The 21,296-nt window shown below is 60.0% G+C and carries 16 protein-coding genes; 10 read left to right on the top strand and 6 right to left on the bottom strand.

Annotation, left to right across the window (positions count from 1 at the left end):
* Positions 1-20: 20 nt before the first annotated feature.
* Positions 21-641: a LysE/ArgO family amino acid transporter gene (locus ACZK3J_RS06655; protein WP_032127535.1), complete on the bottom strand. Its 621-nt coding sequence runs from the start codon at positions 639-641 to the stop codon at positions 21-23.
* Between the two features lie 106 nt (positions 642-747).
* Between ACZK3J_RS06655 and ACZK3J_RS06650 the strand changes: the two genes are divergently transcribed.
* From ACZK3J_RS06650 to ACZK3J_RS06630, 5 genes are all read left to right on the top strand, one after another.
* A complete protein-coding gene (locus ACZK3J_RS06650) occupies positions 748-1,641 on the top strand; it encodes a LysR family transcriptional regulator ArgP (protein ID WP_478476639.1) in 894 nt (297 codons plus the stop codon).
* 78 nt (positions 1,642-1,719) lie between these two features.
* A complete protein-coding gene (locus ACZK3J_RS06645) occupies positions 1,720-3,120 on the top strand; it encodes a TolC family protein (RefSeq protein WP_149908606.1) in 1,401 nt (466 codons plus the stop codon).
* Positions 3,113-4,126 (top strand): HlyD family secretion protein, encoded by a 1,014-nt coding sequence (locus ACZK3J_RS06640; RefSeq protein WP_032127538.1) that lies wholly within the window; start codon positions 3,113-3,115, stop codon positions 4,124-4,126. The genes ACZK3J_RS06645 and ACZK3J_RS06640 overlap by 8 nt, the downstream gene beginning before the upstream one ends.
* Entirely contained in the window at positions 4,111-5,298 is a 1,188-nt protein-coding gene (locus ACZK3J_RS06635) for an ABC transporter permease (RefSeq protein WP_478476637.1), read from the top strand. Before ACZK3J_RS06640 ends, ACZK3J_RS06635 begins: the two co-directional genes overlap by 16 nt.
* Entirely contained in the window at positions 5,295-6,422 is a 1,128-nt protein-coding gene (locus ACZK3J_RS06630; protein WP_478476635.1) for an ABC transporter permease, read from the top strand. Before ACZK3J_RS06635 ends, ACZK3J_RS06630 begins: the two co-directional genes overlap by 4 nt.
* A 127-nt stretch (positions 6,423-6,549) precedes the next feature.
* Here the strand turns inward: ACZK3J_RS06630 and ACZK3J_RS06625 are convergent, their stop codons facing one another.
* Positions 6,550-6,918: a glycine zipper 2TM domain-containing protein gene (locus ACZK3J_RS06625; RefSeq protein WP_032127541.1), complete on the bottom strand. Its 369-nt coding sequence runs from the start codon at positions 6,916-6,918 to the stop codon at positions 6,550-6,552.
* A gap of 166 nt (positions 6,919-7,084) precedes the next feature.
* Positions 7,085-9,307, bottom strand: coding sequence for a methyl-accepting chemotaxis protein (locus ACZK3J_RS06620; RefSeq protein WP_478476633.1), 2,223 nt, complete (start codon positions 9,305-9,307; stop codon positions 7,085-7,087).
* Positions 9,308-9,587: 280 nt separating this feature from the next.
* Between ACZK3J_RS06620 and ACZK3J_RS06615 the strand changes: the two genes are divergently transcribed.
* On the top strand, positions 9,588-9,980 hold the full coding sequence (locus ACZK3J_RS06615) for a barstar family protein (protein ID WP_049462356.1): 393 nt from the start codon (positions 9,588-9,590) through the stop codon (positions 9,978-9,980).
* Positions 9,981-10,008: 28 nt separating this feature from the next.
* On the opposite strand, the gene ACZK3J_RS06610 is transcribed toward ACZK3J_RS06615, so the two are convergent.
* Both ACZK3J_RS06610 and ACZK3J_RS06605 read right to left on the bottom strand, forming a co-directional pair.
* Positions 10,009-11,001: a glycosyltransferase gene (locus ACZK3J_RS06610; protein ID WP_478476632.1), complete on the bottom strand. Its 993-nt coding sequence runs from the start codon at positions 10,999-11,001 to the stop codon at positions 10,009-10,011.
* Positions 11,001-12,278 (bottom strand): O-antigen ligase family protein, encoded by a 1,278-nt coding sequence (locus ACZK3J_RS06605; protein ID WP_032127545.1) that lies wholly within the window; start codon positions 12,276-12,278, stop codon positions 11,001-11,003. The genes ACZK3J_RS06610 and ACZK3J_RS06605 overlap by 1 nt, the downstream gene beginning before the upstream one ends.
* 809 nt (positions 12,279-13,087) lie before the next feature.
* On the opposite strand from ACZK3J_RS06605, the gene ACZK3J_RS06600 reads away from it, so the two are divergent.
* From ACZK3J_RS06600 to ACZK3J_RS06585, 4 genes are all read left to right on the top strand, one after another.
* Positions 13,088-13,501 (top strand): hypothetical protein, encoded by a 414-nt coding sequence (locus tag ACZK3J_RS06600; protein ID WP_478476631.1) that lies wholly within the window; start codon positions 13,088-13,090, stop codon positions 13,499-13,501.
* Positions 13,501-15,939: a YadA-like family protein gene (locus ACZK3J_RS06595; RefSeq protein WP_478476630.1), complete on the top strand. Its 2,439-nt coding sequence runs from the start codon at positions 13,501-13,503 to the stop codon at positions 15,937-15,939. The genes ACZK3J_RS06600 and ACZK3J_RS06595 overlap by 1 nt, the downstream gene beginning before the upstream one ends.
* Positions 15,940-16,024: 85 nt before the next feature.
* The gene (locus ACZK3J_RS06590) at positions 16,025-16,567 is read left to right on the top strand and encodes a hypothetical protein (protein WP_478476628.1); all 543 of its coding nucleotides are present in this window, start codon (positions 16,025-16,027) and stop codon (positions 16,565-16,567) included.
* Positions 16,568-16,833: 266 nt separating this feature from the next.
* Positions 16,834-17,957 (top strand): IS3 family transposase gene (locus ACZK3J_RS06585; protein ID WP_197635070.1). Its coding sequence is split into 2 segments (ribosomal slippage): positions 16,834-17,110 and positions 17,110-17,957, totalling 1,125 coding nucleotides; the frame shifts between segments, so codons are not numbered across the junction.
* 565 nt (positions 17,958-18,522) lie between these two features.
* On the opposite strand, the gene mobF is transcribed toward ACZK3J_RS06585, so the two are convergent.
* Positions 18,523-21,240 (bottom strand): MobF family relaxase, encoded by a 2,718-nt coding sequence (gene mobF / locus ACZK3J_RS06580; protein WP_478476627.1) that lies wholly within the window; start codon positions 21,238-21,240, stop codon positions 18,523-18,525.
* Positions 21,241-21,296: the final 56 nt, after the last annotated feature.

Genomic DNA, 21,296 nt, shown 5'->3' with positions numbered 1-21,296 from the left:
CACCGGCGTACGTCACGCACTCATGGCGATAAAGGACGCAGCAGCAACAACGTCGCCAGGCAGAACATGAAGATCGCCACGCCTGCATCCAGCACACGCCAGGCGCCCGGCCTGCGGAACACCGGCTGCAACAGGCGCGCGCCATAGCCCAGCGTGCAGAACCAGACCACACTGGCAATGCAGGCACCGGCGGCGAAGGCCCAGCGCAGATCGCCCGGGTAACGCGTGGACAGACTGCCCAGCAGCACCACGGTATCCAGATAGACGTGCGGGTTGAGCAGGGTGAAGGCCAGGCAGGTCAGCAGTACCTGCCGTCCGCTGCCGCCCTGCGCCTCGGCGGCGGCCAGCGCACTGCCACCGCGCCATGCGCGCAGCCCCGCCTGCAGGCCATACCAGAGCAGGAAGCCCGCACCACCGAAGCGCAGCACCTGCAGCAGCAGCGGCCACTGCAGCACCAGCGCGCCCATGCCGCCGACGCCGGCCAGGATCAGCACGATGTCCGCGCCGGCACAGGCCAGCACCACCCTGCCCACATGGCGCTGCTGCAGGCCCTGGCGCAGCACGAAGGCGTTCTGCGCACCGATGGCGATGATCAGGCCGGCACCTGCGAACAGGCCGGCGGCGGTAGCGGCGATCCACATCAGGACAGGCCAGGCAGCGAGGGGACGCGCAGGGTGCGGCCGCTGACCCTGTTTAGACAATCTGATTTTTCTTTATCCTGTGCAGGAAAACTGAAGAGGCACCGGCATGGATCTGGTACATCCGCAACTGGCCGCGTTTGCTGCGGTGCTGGAAGAAGGCAGCTTCGACGCCGCAGCACGCCGCCTGTCGATCAGCCCGTCGGCCCTGTCGCAACGGATCAAGGCGCTGGAGGACAGGCTCGGCCAGGTACTGGTGGTACGTCAGGCACCGTGCCGGCCCACCGCCGCAGGCGAAGCGCTGCTGCGCCGGGTCCGGCCGATGCAGGCGCTGGAGGCCGAGGCATTGGCCGAACTGCTGCCCGAACGCGGCAGCGATGCCGCGCGCACGCCGATCCCGTTGGCGGTCAACGATGACTCGCTCGATACCTGGTTCGTACCGGCCATCGCCGAACTGCACCAGCGCCATGGCTACCTGTTCGACCTGCGCATGGATGACCAGGACCATACCCTGCAGCTGCTGCGCGATGGCAGCGTGCTCGGCGCGGTCACTGCCGAAAGCCTGCCGGTGAAGGGCTGCAACGTGCATCCGCTCGGCGCCATGCGTTACCACGCCATCGCCTCGCCCGGCTTCGCCCGCCAGTACTTCCGCGACGGCATGCAGGCCACGGCCCTGGCGCGCGCACCGATGCTGGTGTTCAACCGCAAGGATGAACTGCAGTGGCGCTTCGTGCGGCGCCTGACCCGCGCGCGACTGCAGCCGCCGCTACACTACCTGCCCTCCTCCACCGGTTTCGTCGAAGCCGCCGCGTGCGGACTCGGCTGGGGCATGGCCCCGGAAACCCTGGTCGCGCCCGCCGTGCGCGCCGGCCGCGTGGTGGTACTGGAACCCCGCCGCTGGCTCGATGTGCCGCTGTACTGGCAGCATGCTGCCGTGCGTTCAAGCACGCTGCAGCACATCACCCAGGCGCTGCGCACTGCAGCCAGCGGCACCCTTCGTTGAGGACAATCCAATGACCGCAGACCCGGGCTTCACGCCGCGCGCACTACCGTTTGCGCACTTCTTCACCATTGGGACGGCATGGGCGTGATCGGCCGACGTACAAGGATGCACGGCGCGAAGGCCGCGCTGGCGCTGGCAGCCTGCCTGCCCCTGGCTGTGCCGGCGCAGAGCCTCACCGATGCACCCGCATTGGACTGGGAACAGGCACGCCAGCGCCTGGAGCAGGTCTCCGATGCACTGGCCGCCGCTGATGCAGCGGTGCGCAACAAGCAGGACCTGCAGGACGCCACCCGCCTGCTGCGCCTGCCGGAGATCACCGGCGAAGTGCGCCGGCTGCAGTTCCAGAAGACCCTCACCCTGCCACTGGGCTCGCTGGCGCCGGTGGCCGAGGCCTTTGGCATCGACTCGCCCCTGTCGTTCACCGAACGCGACTGGCGTACCCGCCCGGTGGTGACCGCGGTGCTGCCGCTGTACACCGGCGGCGTGATTCCGGCTGCGCAACGTGCGGCCAGCGCCGCCCACGAACAGGCCAGTGCCGAGCGCGAGGCTCAGCGCCAATCGCTGACCGTACAGCTGGCCCAGGCTTATTTCGGCCAACGCCTGGCCGAGCAGGCAGTGGATGTGCGCCGCGACGTACGCGATGGCCTGAACCGCCACCTGTCCGACGCAGAGAAGCTGGAACGCGAGGGCTTCGCCACCCGCGCCCAGCGCCTGCAGGCCACCGTGGCCCGCGACAAGGCCGAGCGCGAATACCAGAAAACGGTGAACGACCTGGCCACGCTGAAGGCGGCGCTGGCCACGCTGCTGCGCAGTGGTGGCGAGGTACAGCCGGTGTCGCCGCTGTTCGTGCAGCGCGTGCCATTGGAACCGGTCGCCAGCTTCGAGCGCACTGCGCAGGCGCGCCAGCCGCAGATCGCACGCCTGCGGGCGATGGTGGCGCAGGCCGAACAGGGCGTGCGCGTGCAGCAGGCCAAGCTGAAGCCACAGATCTTCGCCTTCGGCCAGTACGACTTTCGCCGCCGTGACGAGATGTTGACCGATCCGGACTGGGCATTCGGCATCGGCCTGAAGTACACCTTCCTGTCGCCGAACTCGCGGCCGGCGCAGATCAGCGCCGCGCGTGCGCAGCAGGAACAGGCCGAAGCAGGCCTGCGCGAGGCCGAGAACCAGGTCGCGCTGGGCGTGCGCAAGGCCTGGAACGAGCTGGAAACCGCGCGCCAGCAGTACGTGCTGCTCGACAGCAGCATCGCCCAGGCACAGGAAAACCTGCGCCTGCAGGAGCTGGCGTTCCGCGAAGGCCAAGCGACTTCGCTGGATGTGATCGACGCGCGGCTCGGCCTGGGCGGCGCCCGCGTCGAGCGCGCACAGGCCGCCTACCAATACGATATTGCGCTGGCACAGTTGCTGGAGGTCAGTGGACAGATGGACCGTTTCGAAGAGTTCCGGCGGCGTGCGGACGAGGTGATCGACCATGAGTGATGTGCTGCACGACGATGCAACGACGCCCCCGGCCAAGCGCCGCCTGGGCCCGATCCTGATAGTGGTGCTGCTGGTCGTGGTGGTGCTCGGCCTGTGGCTGGCCTGGCGCAGCCCCGCCGACCAGATTCAGGGCATGGCCGATGCGGACACGATCAACGTGGCCGCCAAGATCACCGCGCGCGTGGCCGAACTGAAGGTGCGCGAGGGCGACCGCGTGCAGCCCGGGCAGGTGCTGTTCCTGCTCGACAGCCCCGAAGTGGCCGCCAAGGAACAGCAGGCGCACGGCGCATTGGCCGCCGCACAGGCGGTGGCCGACAAGGCCGACGAAGGTGCGCGCAGCGAGGACATCCGCGCCGCCGAAGCGAACTGGAAGCGGGCTGAAGCCGGTGCGACGCTGGCTGAAGCGACCTACCAGCGCGTGCAGAACCTGTTCAACGAAGGGGTGATGACCCGGCAGAAGCGCGATGAAGCGCATGCCCAGGCCACCAGCTCGCGCGAACTGGCCCGTGCCGCCCGCGCGCAGTACGACATGGCCTTGGCCGGCGCACGCGAGCAGGACAAGCGTGCCGCGCAGGGCCAGGTGCAACAGGCACAGGGCGCGGTGGCCGAAGTCAACGCCGCGCGCGTCGAAGTGGAAGGGCGCGCGCCGGTGGCCGGCGAGATCAACAAGCGTATGGCCGACCCGGGCGAACTGGTGCCAGCGGGCTATCCGGTGTTCACCCTGGTCGACATCGACCGCATGTGGGTGGCGATGAACCTGCGCGAATCGCAGATGCAGGGCCTGAAGGTCGGCAGCAAGCTGCAGGGCAGCGTGCCGGCGCTTGGCCAGGACGGCGAGTTCGAGGTTTATTTCATCAATCCGGCCGGTGACTATGCGACCTGGCGGACCACCCGCCAGTCGTCCGGCTACGACGTCCGCAGCTTCGAGGTGCGGGTGCGCCCGGTACGCCGCATCGAGGGCTTCCGCCCCGGCATGAGCGTGCTGTTCGCATGGCCCCAGCACTGAGCCCCGACAGCAGCAGCTTCGCCGCCAGCTGGCGGCGCGAGCTGCGGTCGCTGCGCGGCAACCGCGCCGACCTGCTGCTGGTCACCCTGCTGCCGCTGCTGATGCTGGCCGTGATGGCGTGGATGTTCACGCCCTCGGTGATGCGCGACATCCCGATCGCCGTGGTCGACCTCGACCACAGCAGCGACAGCCGCCTGCTGCTGCGCATGCTCGATGCCAGCCCCGGCGTGCGCATCGCCAGCCAGCCTGCGGACATGCAAGATGCACGTTCGCAGCTGCGTCGGCTGGATGTATTCGCCATCGTACTGGTGCCGCGCGATGTCACCCGGCAGGCGTTGCGTGGACGCCAGGGCACGGTGTTCGCCTACTACAACGCCACCTACATGACCACCGGCCAGTCCGCGGCGCGCGATATCGGCGACGCGGTCTCGGCCTGGAACGCACGCCTGCTGCGCGAGCGCATCGGCCTGCAGGTCGGCCCGGGCAAGCTGCGTGCGGCACCGATCGCGGTGCAGTCGGACATCCTGTACAACCCGGCGCGCAGCTACGAGCTGTTCCTGCTGCCGCTGATCTTCCCGGCGGTGTTGTCGCTGGTGCTGGCACTTGCGGTGGCCGGCAGCCTCGGCCGCGAGATCCGCGACGGCACCCTGCCCGCCTGGCTCGGCCGCACACCGTGGCCGGCGATTGCCGGCAAGATCGCGCCGTACGTCCTGCTGTTCTCGCTGTATGGCGCGCTCGGCATCGGTTACCTGGCCTGGCTGCGCGGCGACGGTGTGGCCGGGAGCGTGCTCCTGCTGCTGCTCGCACAACCTCTGTTCTACCTGGCTACTGCCGCCTACGCGTTGTTCTTCGTCGGCGTCACCCGCGACATGGGTACCGCGCTGTCAGCGGTCGGCCTCAGCATCGGTACTGCACTGGCATTTTCCAGCGCCACCTTCCCGGTGCTGGACGGGCCGCTATTCACCCGCGTCTGGCATCAGCTGCTGCCGCTCAGCGCCTATATCAAGCTGCAGACCCAGCAACAGTTCATCGGTTCGCCGCTGCAGGTTTCGGTATGGCCGCTGGCCACGTTGCTGCTGATGTCAGTGGTGGCTGGCGGCATCGGTGGGCTGCGCCTGATCGCCTTCGCGCGTACGCCCGAAGCCGCGCAAGCGGCGGGGGCCGACGCATGAGCGCACTGTGGCGCAGCCTGCGGCAGACCCTGATGGCGGTGCTGTGCGACCGCTATGCGATCGTGGTGATGGTCGGCGCGGTAATCCTGTACTCGTTCTTCTACCCGGCCGCGTATCGCCACCAGGTGGCCGGCAACCTGCCGGTACTGGTGGTGGACGAAGACCACAGCGCGACCAGCCGCGAGCTGCTGCGGAAGCTCGATGCACTCCGTGTTGCGCGCGTGGTCGGGCAACCGGCAGACATCGACAGCGCGCGCCAGCAGCTGGAAGCCGGCCACGCCGAAGGCATCGTGCTGATCCCGGCCAACCTGGAGCGCAACATCCTGCGCGGCCACCCGGCCAAGCTGGTGCTGCTCGGCAACGGCGCCTACCTGGGCCGTGCCAGTTGGGTGCTGGGCAGCGTGGCCGATGCACTGGGCGCGTTCGGACGTGATGCCGTGGTCGGCCAGGCCGCCTTCATGGGCGCACCGCAGGCACCACCGGTCACGCTGGTGCAGCGCCCGCTGTACAACACCCAGGAAGGCTATGGCAGCGCCATCGTGCCGGGCGTGGCCGAGCTGATCGTGCACCAGACCCTGCTGATGGGCATCGGCGTCCTGCTCGGCGGCCGTCGTCTCGCGCTCGGCCGCCGCCTGCGCTTCGACCTGCCGACGTTGGCCGGCATGGCACTGGGCTTCGCCCTGATCGGCCTGTTCGGCCTGTTCTACTACGCCGGCTTCACCGCCTGGGTGCAGGACTATCCGCGCGGCGGCAACCCATTGGGCCAGCTGCTCGGCGGCACCTTGTTCATCGCCGCCACCGTGGCCTTCGGCCTGTTCGTCGGCAGTTTCTTCCGCACCCGCGAACGCGCCTTCCAGTACATCATCGCCACCTCGATCCCGCTGTTCTTCCTGGCCAACCTGTCGTGGCCGGCAGTGATGACGCCACCACCGCTGGTCTGGCTGGCGCAGCTTCTGCCGACCACCTCGGGCATCAACCTGATGGTGCGCCTGAACCAGATGGACGCCCGCCTGACCGAAGTCAGCCACGAACTGATCACCCTCACCGCCCTGCTGCTGCTCTACGGCAGCCTCGCCAGCTGGCGCCTCCTCGCAAAAAAGGGGACGGAGGGGATTAAGTCGTAAACGGCCGGTTTGGGCGATTGCGACTTAATCCCCTCCGTCCCCTTTTTCCGTAACGACGAACGCCGGCGCTGGGCCGGCGTTCGAGTACTGCGGTGTGGAAGGGGAAGCGGGATCTGGCTGCAATCGATCAGCGGTAGACGCGTTCGCAGCGACGTTCCACCACGCGGTCGCCGTTCTTCTGCTGGCTGTTGCCCTGGATCTGGCGACCGGCTGCACCACCTGCAACGGCGCCTGCCACGGTGGCCAGCTTCTTGCCGTTGCCGCCACCTACCTGGTTGCCGAGCAGGCCACCGATCACGGCGCCGGTAGCGGTACCCGTGATGCGGTTCGGATCGCGCGAGTTGCGCTGCACTTCCACGTTCTTGCAGACCACGCGGCTGCCGTCGTTGAACTTGCGTCCCTCATCGCGCGGGCCATAGGTCTGCGCGCCGGCCACCGACGAAGCTGCCAGCAGGGTGCCCAGCACAAGCAATCGGGTCGAGGTCTTCATGGCCATCTCCTGAGTTCCGGTATGGCGCCAGTGTCCTCCCGCGGTTGGCAACCGGAAGTGAAATGCGTGTGTCCGCCACTTCATCGGCCATCGCACGTTCAGGAAGAAAATCCGCGCCCATCGCGACCAGCCGTCGCGATGGGCGCCGTCTCCCTGCCGGCCTTGCCCTCTTCTAGAACTCTTCCCAGCCACCCGCATTGGCAGCCAGCGTTGGTTCGATGCGTGGCGACAGCGATGCCGGACGGCGCACCGGGGTAACCGATGCCGCCACGGCTGCCAGCGCCGGGCGCACCGCGGCGGCGGCGGTCACCGCCCCCGTGCGGAACACCGAAACCGCCTCGGCCAGCAGGTTGGCCTGCTCCTCCATCGAGCGCGCTGCAGCACTGGCTTCTTCGACCAGCGCCGCATTCTGCTGCGTGGTCTCATCCATCTGCACCACCGCCTGGTTGACCTGTTCGATGCCCGAGCTCTGCTCCTGGGAGGCAGCAGAGATATCGGCCATGATGTCGGTCACGCGCTGCACCGAGGCCACGATCTCGCCCATCGTGGTGCCCGCCTGGCGGACCAGCGCCGAGCCGTCGGCGACCTTGCCGACCGAATCCTCGATCAGCCCCTTGATCTCCTTGGCCGCACCCGCCGAGCGCTGCGCCAGCGTACGCACTTCGCTGGCCACCACTGCAAAGCCCCTGCCCTGCTCGCCGGCACGCGCAGCTTCGACCGCCGCATTCAGCGCGAGGATATTGGTCTGGAAGGCGATGCCATCGATGACCGAGATGATTTCGGCGATCTTCTTCGACGATGCCTCGATGGCCGACATCGTGGTGACCACCTGGCCCACCACTTCACCGCCCTGGGAGGCAACACCATGCGCGCCGATGGCCAATTGGTTGGCCTGCCGTGCATGCTCGGCATTCTGCTTCACGGTGGAGGTCAGTTCCTCCATCGATGCTGCCGTTTCTTCCAGGTTTGCCGCCTGCTGTTCGGTACGCCGTGACAGGTCAGTGTTGCCCGAGGCGATCTCACCTGCCGCAAGGTTGATGCTGGATGCACTGGCCTGGATGCGACCGACGATCTGCTTGAGCTGATCGACCGTGGCATTGCAGTCATCACGCATGCGCGCGAACACACCGTGGAAATCGCCCTGCATGCGCACGGTCAGGTCACCGCGCGAGATGGCCTGCAGCAGGGTCGAGACCTGCACCAGATTCTCGTCGGTGGTCTGCATCAGGCGATTCAGCCCCGCCACCATGTCGCGGAAATCGTAGGCGAAGCGATCCTCGTCACCACGCAGGCTGAAGTCACCTGCCGCAGCGGCGGTTGCCAAGCGGCGGATCTCGCTGTTGATCGCCGACAGGCTGGACTTGGTTTCGTCCATCGCCTGGGTGATCGCCGCCTTCTCGCCGGGCAGCGGGTCCATGTCCACCGACAGATCGCCGCGTGCGTAGTGTTTCATCACCTCGATCAGCCGGTTCTGTACCTGCACGTGCGATCCAACCAGCGCATTGGTCTCATGCACCATGCGCCCGTAGTCACCGGGGAACGCGCTCTCGTCCATGCGGTAGCTGAGGCTGCCGGCATCGTGCTGGCGGGCCAGCTCCCCCTGTGCCGCCATCACCGACTGCAGCTGCGCCTGCATGCGCTGCATCGACTTCAGCAGCTGGGTCACCTCGTCGTTGCCGGTGGCGTCGATGCTGCTGTCCAGGCGGCCACTGGCGATGCCGTCAGCCAGCTTCACCGCTCCTTCCAGCGGGCGGGTCAGGCTGCGGGTGATCGCCCAGGCCGCCAATGTCCCCAGCAACAGGCTCAGTGCCCCGAACGCGATCGACAGCGTGCCGGTCCACGATTCGGTTGCGCGGTACTCTTCGCGGCTGCGTTCGGTCAGTGTTTCCTGGTGGCGCAGCAGGGCCGAAATGGATTCATTCCAGGCCGTTGCCAATCCGTGCTCGGCCAGCAGCTCCTTCGCTGCACCATCGAAATCCCCCGCCTTCATGCGCTCATGCAATTGCTGGGTTGATGCATCGGTGGCCTTGCGGGCCGCCTCGATGCGCGCGACCAGGGTATCGCCGGTAGCGTCACGCGGAATCTTGATGTACTTGGCCCAGATACCGTCATAGGTCCGCGACAACTCCTGGGCACGCTGGTAATCCTTGTCGAACTCGTCACCCCGCTTGATCACCATCAGGCGACGATGCATCAGCACCGCGTTGTTGGTATCAAGCATGTCATTCAACAGGCGCATCTTCACCATGTTGACGTCCACCACTTTCTCGAACTGGGCGGATTTCAGCTGATTCCCATACAGCACCAGGCCGACGATGGCCATGATGAACAGCAGCAGCAGACCGAAGCCGGCGCCAAGCCGGGATCCCACACGGAGATTACGTAAGGCAAGCATCTCAATTCCCTTGATCGTGGCCGTACGTTCGATGGCGGCGCAGCGGAGGGAAACTTTACGGGACTTTATATATGGACCGATCCAAATATATGGAACTGTGCAGGCAGTCAGAAAATGCGGCGACCGATAATGGCGCCATATCATTATCGAATACCGCTGCCACGCCAGCGCCGATGAAAATCACGCAGGATTAACACCATAATAACGCCCCCCCCATCCAGGGCGGTCCGGATTATCTGCGCCGGACACAACCGTCGCCCAGGAGCGCTACAGTCTGCAGATGACACGGATCCTGCACATCGAAGGCGCGTCCATCAACGACATCGCCAGCCTCTACGTGGAAATCAATCGTGTATTCATGGCCGACGAAGACTGGCAGCTGGGCGCAAGCCTGGACGCGCTTGATGACCTGCTGCACGGGGGCTACGGCGCGCTCGCCGGTCATGCCACCGCCACGGTGGTGTGGCGCGACATCGCCCACAGCCGCGAGGCACTGGGCCGCGAGACCACACGCGCCTGGCTGCAGTCGAAACTCGATCAAGGCGGCAGGTTCAACGGTCCGGCCATCCACGCTCAGTTGACGGCACTGTCACTTGGCCAGGGACAGACCTACTTCGAGATCGTCATGGAGATCTTCGGCAGCCATCCGCAGATCACCCTGGTGCCAGGCTGAGCACTCTGCAGCAACCAGCCGCATCAACTCAAAGCTTGGCCAGGGCCTCGCCCAGCCGGCGTGGGAACGCCACTTCGCTGGCCAGGTGCCATGCGCGTGCATTGGCGCCCAGCCGGGTCCACTCGGCCTCATCCATCGCCAGCGCACGCTCGACGGCCTGTTCCAGCGCCTTCTCATCCACATGCCAGGTCCTGGACAGATGGCAGGGCTCGCCCTCGTGCGCGTCAACCAGGATGCCGCGGCTGTCGTCGATCATCTGGTTCATCGGCGCGCCATCGCAGGTGATCACCACCGCCCCGCAGCTCATCGCTTCCACCAGGTAATGGCCCCAGCCTTCGGTCTGCGACAGGCACAGGTGAAACGCATGTTCGTTCTGCAGGCGCTGCACCTCCTGGTCGGGCAGGCGCTCGCGGACGATCCGCAGGTTCGCGGCCCCGCCCTCATCTTCGTCCGAAGGGCCGCCGCGCAGGATGGTCAGCAAGGGCCACTCCGGATGGCGCTTCCAGACCTCGACCAGCGTTGCCGTGCCCTTCATGCGGCTGGTACCGGCCGCATGCAGGAAAGTGCGCGGCCTGCGCGGCACCGCCGGGTCGTAGCGGTCACGGCTGCAGAAACCGACTTCCAGCGCGCGCATGCCCAGCGCCTTGAAGATGCGCGTGGCGTCTTCGGTCTTGGTCAACAACGCATCGAACCGCGGCAGGATCCGCAGGCTGCGTGCGGACACCCATTCCGGATTCGGAATCAACAGATTGACCTCGGCCAGTCCGAAGCTTGCCGGCCGGACATGCTCCAGCGAGATGTTGATGTCGAACCGGGCCGGCGTGCGCCCCAGGCTCAGCCACGAGGCCAGCAGCCTGCGCAGGCGCATCCCGCGGAGTTTCCAGGCCCCCCCATTGCGCACCGCGTCCAGACGGCTGACCGTCACCGTGTGCCCGAGCTGCTGCAACGAGCGCTCGATCACCTGGATGTCATGGGACAGGCCACGCTGGTTGTCGGCGGCCAGCAGGTGGATATGCGCCATCAGGAGGGACTCCCTGGCCGGCGCAGGTCGCGCGCAGGCAAGGCGGTCGCCAGCATGAAGCCCAGCACCAGGTAGAAATAGAACGAATGCGGCATCGCCCGGTAGAACACGTTGTCCGTGAACGCCGACAGCGCATAGACGATGACCACGGCAAGTCCGGCGGTGGCGATCATCGCGGTGATGTCGTCGGCGTGGCCGAGGCGCCGCACGAAATGAATGCCGGGCAGGATGAAGACCAGCAGCATGATCAGCAGCAACGGCACGCCACCGGTCACCGCCGCTTCCAGGTACTCGTTGTGCGGGTGGTTGTAGCGGAAGATCGACTCGGACACCTCGCCGCGGGCGATGCCCTCACGTGCGTAGGTACCGAACTGGTTCAGGCCCACCCCCGCCACGGGATGCTCGGCGAAGGCGTCGACCGCCACGCCCCACATGGCGATGCGCTCGCGGACCGAGCCGACCTCGTTTTCCTGGTTGAAACCGGAGATCTCGCCACTGACCTCACCGAAGCGCTGGATCACCTCATGGTTCAGCACCGAGGTGGCACCGACCACGCCAATGACCAGGGCACCGACGAAGGCCAGTGCCCCCCGCCAGCGCCGGGTGCGCCGGACGTGCACCGCAATCACCATCAGCATGGCGGGAATGAACGCCAGGATCGGCCCGCGGCTCTGCGCCAGGATCGAACCGTAGACGCCGACGGCGATGGCCACGCCGTGCAGCCAGCGTTCGGCCGGATGCACATTGGGCTGGATCAACCGGATGACCGAGAACAACGCCATGCACAGCGTCACCATGGTGAACTCGATGGCCGTCCATTCGCCGCCACTGAAACCGTGCGCGCGTTCAAGGCCCATCACGTGGTGCTGCACGATGCACGACCCGCCGAAGACCAGGGTGGACACGGCGAAGATCTTCCAGATCAGGCGCCAGTCCAGCGCAGTGGCGAACACGGCAGCGGTGCCCAGGTAGAGCAGTGTCTGCGCCGGCAGATCCAGCTCGTTCCAGCGCAGCCCGTGCCAGAGGATGCTGTAGAAGGCATAGGCCAGGCGCAGGAAGCAGACGATCACGATGAACCGGGCGATGCGGTAGCGCAGGCGGACATCGGGCTGGCGGCGGATCAGAACCACGCCGGTGACCAGCAGGGCCAGCAGCAGCACCGCCTTCAGCAAGGTGTAGGGTGCGGAGCCGGCAAGCGGAACGATGGCGACCAGGATGCTCAGCAGGACGGTACGCCAGGTGTAACGAGGTTCGGCGGCCATGCAGGCTGCAGTCATGCTTGTTCTTTCCATCAACGCCCGCCCGGGGGATAAGTCGCCCCGGTTTCCATGGAGGCCGCTTGGCGGAAATCGCCGGGGCTGACACTACCGTGGGCCCCTGGGGAAATCAACCAAAGTGCCGGCGCAGGGGCGCAGGCGTTGGCACACGGACAGCCCCCGGGCCCAGCACGGGTGCCGCGGATCATCGACCGCCCCAGGTCGCTACACTAATGTCCTCTCCGGCCATGCCTGCGCGTGGCCACGCCCCGACGCCCTGCCAAGACGCGAAACGCCCCAAGTGACTGATACAAAAGACAACACCAGCAACGCCAAGGCGTCCAAGGAACACACCCCGCTGATGAAGCAGTTCTAGCGTAAGCTTTTCGGATCACCGCAACCTCTTGTTTTTATTTATTTTTCCAAGCCCATCAAGGCTGCAAGCAATTTTTGGCTACCTTCTGGCTACCTTCTGCTGAGCCAGCTCTGCCGCCCTTGCCCTCATCGATCTATCAGGCAGTGCCTGGATCCGACCATGCGGAACACGGACTTCTTTTCCCCATTGCTGCTGGCATTCTCATCCAAATAAATTAAAAACCGCACGCACTTGCGCTAATCAAAATTAGTGTTATGTGTATAAGTGTCCGATTGAAAGAGGCACCTCCTTCCTCGACGTAAATTGGACATTGAGAGACGGTCGTGTCTCCAGCCCCCTCGAAAGAGGGGGCTTTTTTATGCGCGAGATATTTTTAATACCCTCCCCCTTGCGCAAGCCAAATCTCCTGTTATTTGTGGATAGGTAGAACCATATTTTAAAAGGAGGCCCGCCAATGCAAATCTTTAAAACATTAATTTCGCTATCGCTATTTTTTTTAGCAACAAGCGCTATCGCAGCATCAGACAAAGAGAACCTCGACCTCATCAAGCAATTGGCAATTCAGCCAATAGCCCTAGTTGAAGGGAATTTTTGCCACATTCGCGGCGCAGTCTGGCTCGACAAGCCTATTGCCAATGCAGAAGTTGAGATCCTGGATGGCAGTCGAATCTGGAAGACAAAAACCAATTCAAACGGGATTTATTCAGCCTCAATTCCATTTGAAGGCGATGACAAAGCATTACTCGAAAGACCAACCACCTTCCCCATTCCTGCAGATGCCTCACAGGTAAACATCCTAAAACCTACATTTTTATGTAGCAAATCCACCACAACCAACATCATGGCAAAGCCCAAAGGAGCAAATTAATGAAAAGCAGATTAAACAAATCCAGGTTAGCAATTGCGGCGATAGCCCTGCTTTCATCGGGCCTTGCCAACGCATCGCTAATTCAAATTGGCGATGGAGCCGCTGCGGCAGCACAAGGCGATGTTGCCATTGGTGATTTAGCTAGCGCTACTACAGGCATGTTCCAGAGAATGACCTGGAACGGCAGCTCTTGGGACATTGAAAACGTCACTGCGACAGCTGTATCTATTGGCAAGCAATCAAAAGCAATTGCAGGCGGTGTCGCAATAGGCGAGCAGTCTGAAGCAGCAAGCGCATCAGTTTCAATCGGCAGTAAAGCTATAGCAACCCAGCAAGGGGGTGTGGCTATAGGTGAAAATGCACAAGCGAAAGACCATAACACAGTAGCGATTGGACCCAATGCGAAAGCCACGGCTAACGGTGCAGTCGCTATCGGAGCAAACACAATCGCCGATCAATACGACACCGTTGCAGTAGGAGGCGGGTTGCCAGAGGGAAAAAGAATTGTAGGTGTCGCCAAGGGTGTTGGCGACTATGATGCTGTAAACGTAAAACAGCTAAATGAAACCGTCGCAGCAGGAACTGGCAGCAAACGAATTGTGGTCAATGGACCCGAAACTGGTGGCGCTGCGCGGGCTATTGGCAGCTATGACATTGCCATTGGAACAAATGCGGAAACTCAATTTGATGGCAGCGAGTATGGACCTAACATCGCTGTCGGAAGGAATTCAAAGGCATATTACGGAAGCACTGTTATTGGCGACAATGCCTCCGCAGGCCGAAAAGGCGTAGCTATCGGCAATGGTGCTTATGCAGGCGGCGTTAATGACGGCGGTGGAGTGGCGATTGGGCGAGACTCTAGAGTTGAAAGCAATGGTGTAATTGGCGGCAACGGCGTGGCTATTGGCCCAAACACAATAGTAACTGGCGGAGCAACTGCGGCAATCGGCCCAGGAGCAAGAGCCGATGCACCGGACTCAATCGCCATCGGCGGTTCAACAGGAGGAAGAGCTAACACAGTCGCGTTTGGAAATCGCCAATTAACAGGCGTTAACGCGGGAACAGCTGATACAGATGCTGTAAACCTAAAACAATTGAACGATGCTCTTGCTGGCATTCCTACAACCCCTGGCGCAGGCAACCCCTATTTTGCAGCGAAGGGTGATCCATCTAAAAATGATCCGGCGTTAGCAATAGGCGACAACTCCGTAGCAGGCGGACCATCAGCACGTGCTGCTGGCAATCAGTCATCGGCATACGGTTCAAATGCGAATGCCAATGGTGAGGGATCTACTGCCGCAGGCAATCAGGCTAACGCATACGCAGATCAATCAACTGCAGTTGGAGCGTTCTCTTCCGCGACAGCAAAATGCACAGCAGTTGGCTACGGTGCTGAGTGCTCTGAAGATGGAACTGTATCCTTTGGCCGATCAGGCGACGATAAACGCCTCAAAAATGTTGCAGCCGGAATAGAGGACACTGACGCGGCAAATACAGGGCAAGTTAGAGCGGTAGATTTGCGAGTGCGTCAAACACAAACCGCAGTATCCAGGCAAGCCGTGTGGTTCGGTGGTGGAGCTTCTTATGATCCCACTACTGGCGTATGGACCAACCCAAATTTTGCGATGCCGAGCGGTCCTAGCTTTAACAACGTCAATGACGCTCTTGTCTACCTAGACAATCGCATCGGCAATGGAAACTCCCCTGGAACCGGACCTCAAGGCCCTGCTGGTGCAGACGGCGCAGATGGCAGGAGCGCCTATGAAGTTGCCGTAGGCAATGGTTACAAAGGCACTGAAAAAGAATGGCTGGCCTCGCTCAAAGGCGCTGACGGTAAAGATGGTGTCGGCGGTGGTAGCAGCAGTAAATCTGTCGCAGGCAAGAACATCGAAGTCAGCGATAACCAGGACGGCACTCAAACAGTTGCGGTGGCTGACAACGTAGTCCTCAGTGAAAACGGCAGCGTCAAAGTCGGCGCAATAACCGTGGACGCCAAAGGCGTCTCAATTGAAGGCGGTGCATCCATGACCCGTGACGGCATCAATGCTGGCAACCAGCGCGTCACGAGCGTAGCAGCAGGCCGCATAGAGAAAGGTTCGACGGATGCGGTGAACGGTGGCCAGATCTATGACATGCAGACCGCTCTTAATGATCGCTGGGACGAAACTAACAGGCGCATTGATCGCCAGGACCGCCGCATAGACGCAATGGGAGCTCAAGTAGCGGCCATGTCGATGATGGCAGCAGCGAACGTTCCAGCTGCCGTGGGTGAAGTCCAGGCTTCAGCAGGCATCGGCTTTAGCGGTAATGAAGGTGCATTGGCTATCGGCTGGAGAGCTCGTATTACTGAACGCACAAGCGTTTCAGGTGGGTTCTCGTATAGCGCAAGAGGTAAGGCGATGGGTGGCGTCGGAGTGTCAATCAACTTGGGACGCTAAAGAATGTGTCGGCAGAAAAGGAGGTGATCTGTATCTCGGCAAGGGCTCTTAGGGGCCCTTGTTCGTTGAAGGAGCTTGCAAAAAAATGATGAATCAGATTAAATCAAGCTCAACTTTAAAGAGCGATGAAGTAATGAGTATAAATTTCGACAAAGACGCTGTAACTGTGTTGCTAAGCATTGCCACAATCCTTATAGCCCTATCGCAAATGAAGATTGCGAGCTCAAAAGCTAGACTGGATTTGTATAACAAGCGCTTTGCCATCTACACCACAGCATTGGAATATTTTCAGGCGTTGTGGGAAAAGTCTGACACCCCGCTCAAGGCTTGTGAAGCCACCATGATCAAAGCCTTCCGTGAATCAAAGTTCTTATTCAAGCAGTCAGACGGGATTTACGAAACACTAGAAAGGATTAAAGATGCCGGAGCCATGGCCACCTATCTAAAAGAAGACATCTCTAAGATTGAGAGTGGAATAGTGACGGATGATCGAATTTTGACAAGCAGCCGCGAAAACAGATCTGATGCCCTTCAACGCTTTGAAGACAATTTGAAGCTACTTGAACAGCAGCTTGAAAAATACCTTGGATTCAAGACTGCCAGCGGTTGGACATTTCTGCCCTGGTGAACATCAAAAGTAGCAAAGGGACCTAAGGGTCCCTTTTTTTCGCCCAGCGAAATTGCTTGCCAGATTTCAAATTCACCTTATGTATGAACTATCAAACATACATAAGGAGACTCATGAACTGGAAGCGAGATCAAAAGTATCACATAAGATCACGAACACTCTATGCGTTAGTCTTTGAAAACGGGCACGTTTACATCGGCCAAACCGTTGACCTGGCGACGTCCCCCCGAGATTGAGTAGCGAAGCGGTTTGGAGTCCAATCCTCAATGACAAGGAGATTGGACGTGAAGAAGCGTTTTTCCGAAGAGCAGATCATCGGCTTCCTACGCGAAGCCGAGGCCGGCATGCCCATTAAGGACCTCTGCCGCCAGCACGGCTTCAGCGAGGCCTCGTACTACCTGTGGCGCAGCAAGTTCGGCGGCATGAGCGTGCCCGACGCCAAGCGGCTCAAGGACCTGGAGGCGGAGAACACACGCCTGAAGAAGCTACTGGCAGAACAGGTCTTCGAGAACGACGTCATCAAGGATGCGTTGCGAAAAAAGTGGTGACCGCACCGGCGCGCAGGCTGCTGGTGCGGAGCATGGTCGAGAAGGGGTTGAGCGAGCGGCGGGCGCTGAAGGTGGTGCGGATGAGCGCTAGCGCGCTGCGCTATGAGCCTCGGGCCGACCACAACGTTGAGCTGCGCGAGCAGATCGCCGCGCTGGCGCATCGGCACAGACGCTACGGGGTGGGCATGATCCATTTGAAACTGCGACAGAAAGGGCTGGTCGTGAACTACAAGCGAGTGGAGCGCTTGTATCAGGAAGCGGGCCTGCAGGTGCGTCGCAGAAAGCGTAAGAAGGTGCCGGTAGGCGAGCGCCAGCCCCTCCTGCGGCCGTCCGCTGCCAATGAGGTGTGGTCGATGGACTTCGTGTTCGACCGCACCGCGGAAGGCCGGGTGATCAAGTGCCTGACCATCGTAGACGACGCCACCCACGAGGCTGTTGCCATCGAAGTGGAGCGGGCAATTTCCGGGCAAGGTGTGTCCAGGGTGCTGGACAGACTGGCCATGCAGCGCGGCTTGCCACGAGTGATCAGGACAGACAACGGCAAGGAGTTTTGCGGTAAGGCGATGGTGGCCTGGGCTCACGACAAGGGAGTTGCCCTGCGTCTGATCGAGCCGGGCAAACCGAACCAGAATGCTTACGTGGAGTCTTTCAACGGGCGTTTACGCGATGAATGCCTCAACGAGCACTGGTTCCCGACATTGCTTCATGCCCGTACCAGCATCGAAAGCTGGCGGCGCGACTACAACGAAGAAAGGCCCAAAAGAGCGCTTGGCGGACTAACACCCGCCCAGCACGCCGCGCAGTTGGCGGCGAAGAAAGATACCATCAGCACTGGATTCTAAACCCGCCCACTACTCAGGTCGGGGGGACGTCGCTGGATCAACGTCAGAAGCAGCACAGAAGTTTAAGGGGAGGCTGGGAAGGCAAGCCCTTTGACGTAGTAAACCTCGGATCCGTCAACGCGACAGAGGCTCAAGCTTCAGAATACGAATATGCATGGCGGATCAATGCCGCGAAAGCAGGTTGGAAGATCTATGCGAAACCTCCTGGCATTACATGTGATCCCTGGAAGAGAGCAACGCGGCAGAGACTGCATTTGGCCGTATCGTTGTCGTGGCAGATACCGCGCAGAAGATTCCCTTTTTTTAAGCTAGCCGCCTTGATAGCGGCGATATCAATGGGAGCGTCCTTGCTCCTGACTTTGGCTTTATGATTTCAAGCACCAAGCCCAAACACGTTGATAGTCTTTCTTGCCCTCTGAGAATTATCAATCCTTTGTCCATCCCTCTTCGCCTCCAAACCACTAAACGCTTCAATAGAACTCCGCAACTGACTAAGAGCAATGTGATTTTTATCAATCTGCTTTGCGTCCTTTAAAACACCCTCAGTAGTAGCATTTGCCTTCAGTCACTCCATCCCCATGCGCTCATGAATTCGCTCAATAGTTTCGGTGTCGCCATACATCGTATATTTACCCTTTGTAAGCCGAGTAAAAGCAACTAGCGCACTGTGATTATCCATCATACCTAGATTAGCAAGATGGAAAATATCTTCCTTACCCTGCCCCTGGCTATCATGCACAGTGACGGCATAGTTGTGTCGAATATTATTGAATGAATCAGTATTGAATTTTACTAACTTCCCATCTTTTGCAGGAGTTTCGGACTTCAATCTTACAATCATGTCGTAGCCGCCAGAATCGCCTTTTTCAACACTCAACAGAGTTCCTGCATCCCCGTTGACGACTCCCAAGCCCTTCTCATCATTTTTTGTAAAAGCAACTCGATCCCCCGGCGACAAGTCAATAGAGTATTTATCCTTCTTGTTTACGATTGAAACATTGACCGATGAAGAATCAACAAGGCCAGCGGAAACCATAGCTGATCTGATCTTTTCGTTTAGTTCCTTAACGTCCATCCGAGTGCTGCCAAGCACGAGCCTTTGATCAATGCTTGCACTAGAAGACATATAGTCATCAACAAGAGCGCTTATAGATTGATCGCGCGTATCGTAATCATCAATACACCCCCTTGTCTCAAGCGCTTCAAAAATGGCCTTGCCATGCAATATTGTTTCACTCCTAGACTTTTCGCCTTTCTTGTTGTGCTGTATTTTTCCATCAGCTCCTCTTGTGTAGAAGAGCCCTGCAATTGCGCGATCCTCAGCGTTTTTTTGCCTTCTAATTTCAGTCAGCTGAACATCGTCTACAGCCACCTTTGCTAGTGCCATCCCGGAACCAGCCCCGATTGGTTGAAGCTGCATTTCATCGCCCTGGAGAATAACTTTGGACCCTCCTTTTTGAGCATATGAAAGGAGACGCCTGGTTTGATCAGCATCTATCATTCCCGCCTCATCAATCACCAGCACATCTTTATCAGTTAACTTCATCAAGTTTCTGTCTAGCAGTGAAAGAGTTTTGGTAACTGACTTACATGGCATCCCGCTTTCAGCTTCTAGCTTTGAAGCAGCCATATTGGATACGCAAACGCCCACCATGTTGCGGCCATCCGCTTTGAACACTTCACTGTAAATGTCACTGACAGTAGTCTTCCCAGTGCCCGCGCCACCTGTAAACACCGCCACACCACCTGATTTTGAGGTCACGTGGATCACACTATTGCGCTGCTCGTCAGTAACAGTGAATTTCTTTCTCGACTCATATGATGCTATAGCGCCCTCAACGTTGACTTGAGGAATTTTTTGATGATCCTCATCCTGCCTGGCCATAACGCCGTTGATTATTTCTCTCTCCCACTCAACCATCCAGCCTGCGGCATATCTCACCTCCGTATTACGCCGAGAAAGCGATTCCCCGGCGTCGGCAGAAGCAATCTTCTCAGGCGCGATCTCAACCAGCCGCATGCGAGATTTAAATTCCTCCGCTTTCTCGATCACATCAGAAAAGCGCACCTTCCCCATATTCTCCTTTGCAATGGCTTCAATAAGATGGCACTCAGTGAACACTGAATCTGTTTTATGAAGACGCTTTAATATTTCAGCATCCTCATCAATTCGCATGTTTTTATCAGCGGTAGACTTTAATTGCTGTATAGACGGCACCAGCTCTGCGCGCTCCTGTTTGATCTTGTTGAAGGTGTCAGTCCACATGGCCTGCAGTTCATCGAATGCGGGTTCATCCTTATGTTGCCGGGTTGCAAGGCAAGCTGCTTGACGATCAACCCCGTGCTCTAATTCATATTTTAGAATTTCGGTGCGACGGGACGAATTAAGCTCAATCAATTCGCGACTAATACCTGATATCTCAAAGGACACGTTCCCTGTCTCCTCACCTAGGGCATCGACCTCTCGCAGCTGCTCAATTCCATAATTAAGCTCACGCAAATTCATTGCGAGCTCGCTCTTGTAGACTTGATCGGCAGCTTTTTGATGCCTGTATATTTCCTGAGAATCAAAGGTTCCATACTTGCCATCAACACCCTTTGTAATACCAAAACAAAGATTATGAGTATGGATGCCACAATCTAAATTTCGATTTCCCATGTGATCCGCTTGCATGATGATCACACCTTCGGTCCCGATCACATTTACACCCTGCTTCCCCCTGCGAGTTTCAATTTTGCTCTCCAGGAATTTCATCGCAACATCGTTTGCTCGCCGATGTGCCTGGAGTATTTCCAGCTTTTCATCATCATTGCCAAGTGCGAATGCGATGGACACGCTTTTAGGAGGCGTCGTGACTAGGTCAAAGCCGACCCTATGCCCTCCCTCAGACTTCATAATTACATTCCCATTCTTATCCAGCTTGGGCTTCCCAGTCTTTCGATCAATCTTTTCAACTTCTCTGGGCTTCTCTCCAGCGTTCTTGCAAAGCGGCTCCCCGGTGTAGGGGTGGAACCCTTCCGCGAGCTTTAACATCGCCTGCTTGTCAACGGGCTTTCCTTCAAGTCCTAAGTCAGCAGCCAATCTGCCTGACCATCGCTGGACAGCATCTGCATTCTCATCATAGTAATAAGATGCAAGACCATCTGACGCTGCGTGTGAATTTGCCCTCTCGGCTGCATTCTTCATTCCTTGCGACAGTTCCTCCACCGCAAGCAAGTAGTCAACCACTGCCTCGCCATTTTGTTTTTGCCCACGGGCATTGATACGAGCAATAGAAATCATCTTTATCTCCCAAAGCGCCGTTGTCGAAGCGGCAAAGCGACCACTTCAGTAAAAGG

The sequence above is a fragment of the Stenotrophomonas sp. 86428_Sma genome, assembly GCF_056481585.1.
This window is presented reverse-complemented; position numbering and strand designations above follow the sequence as displayed.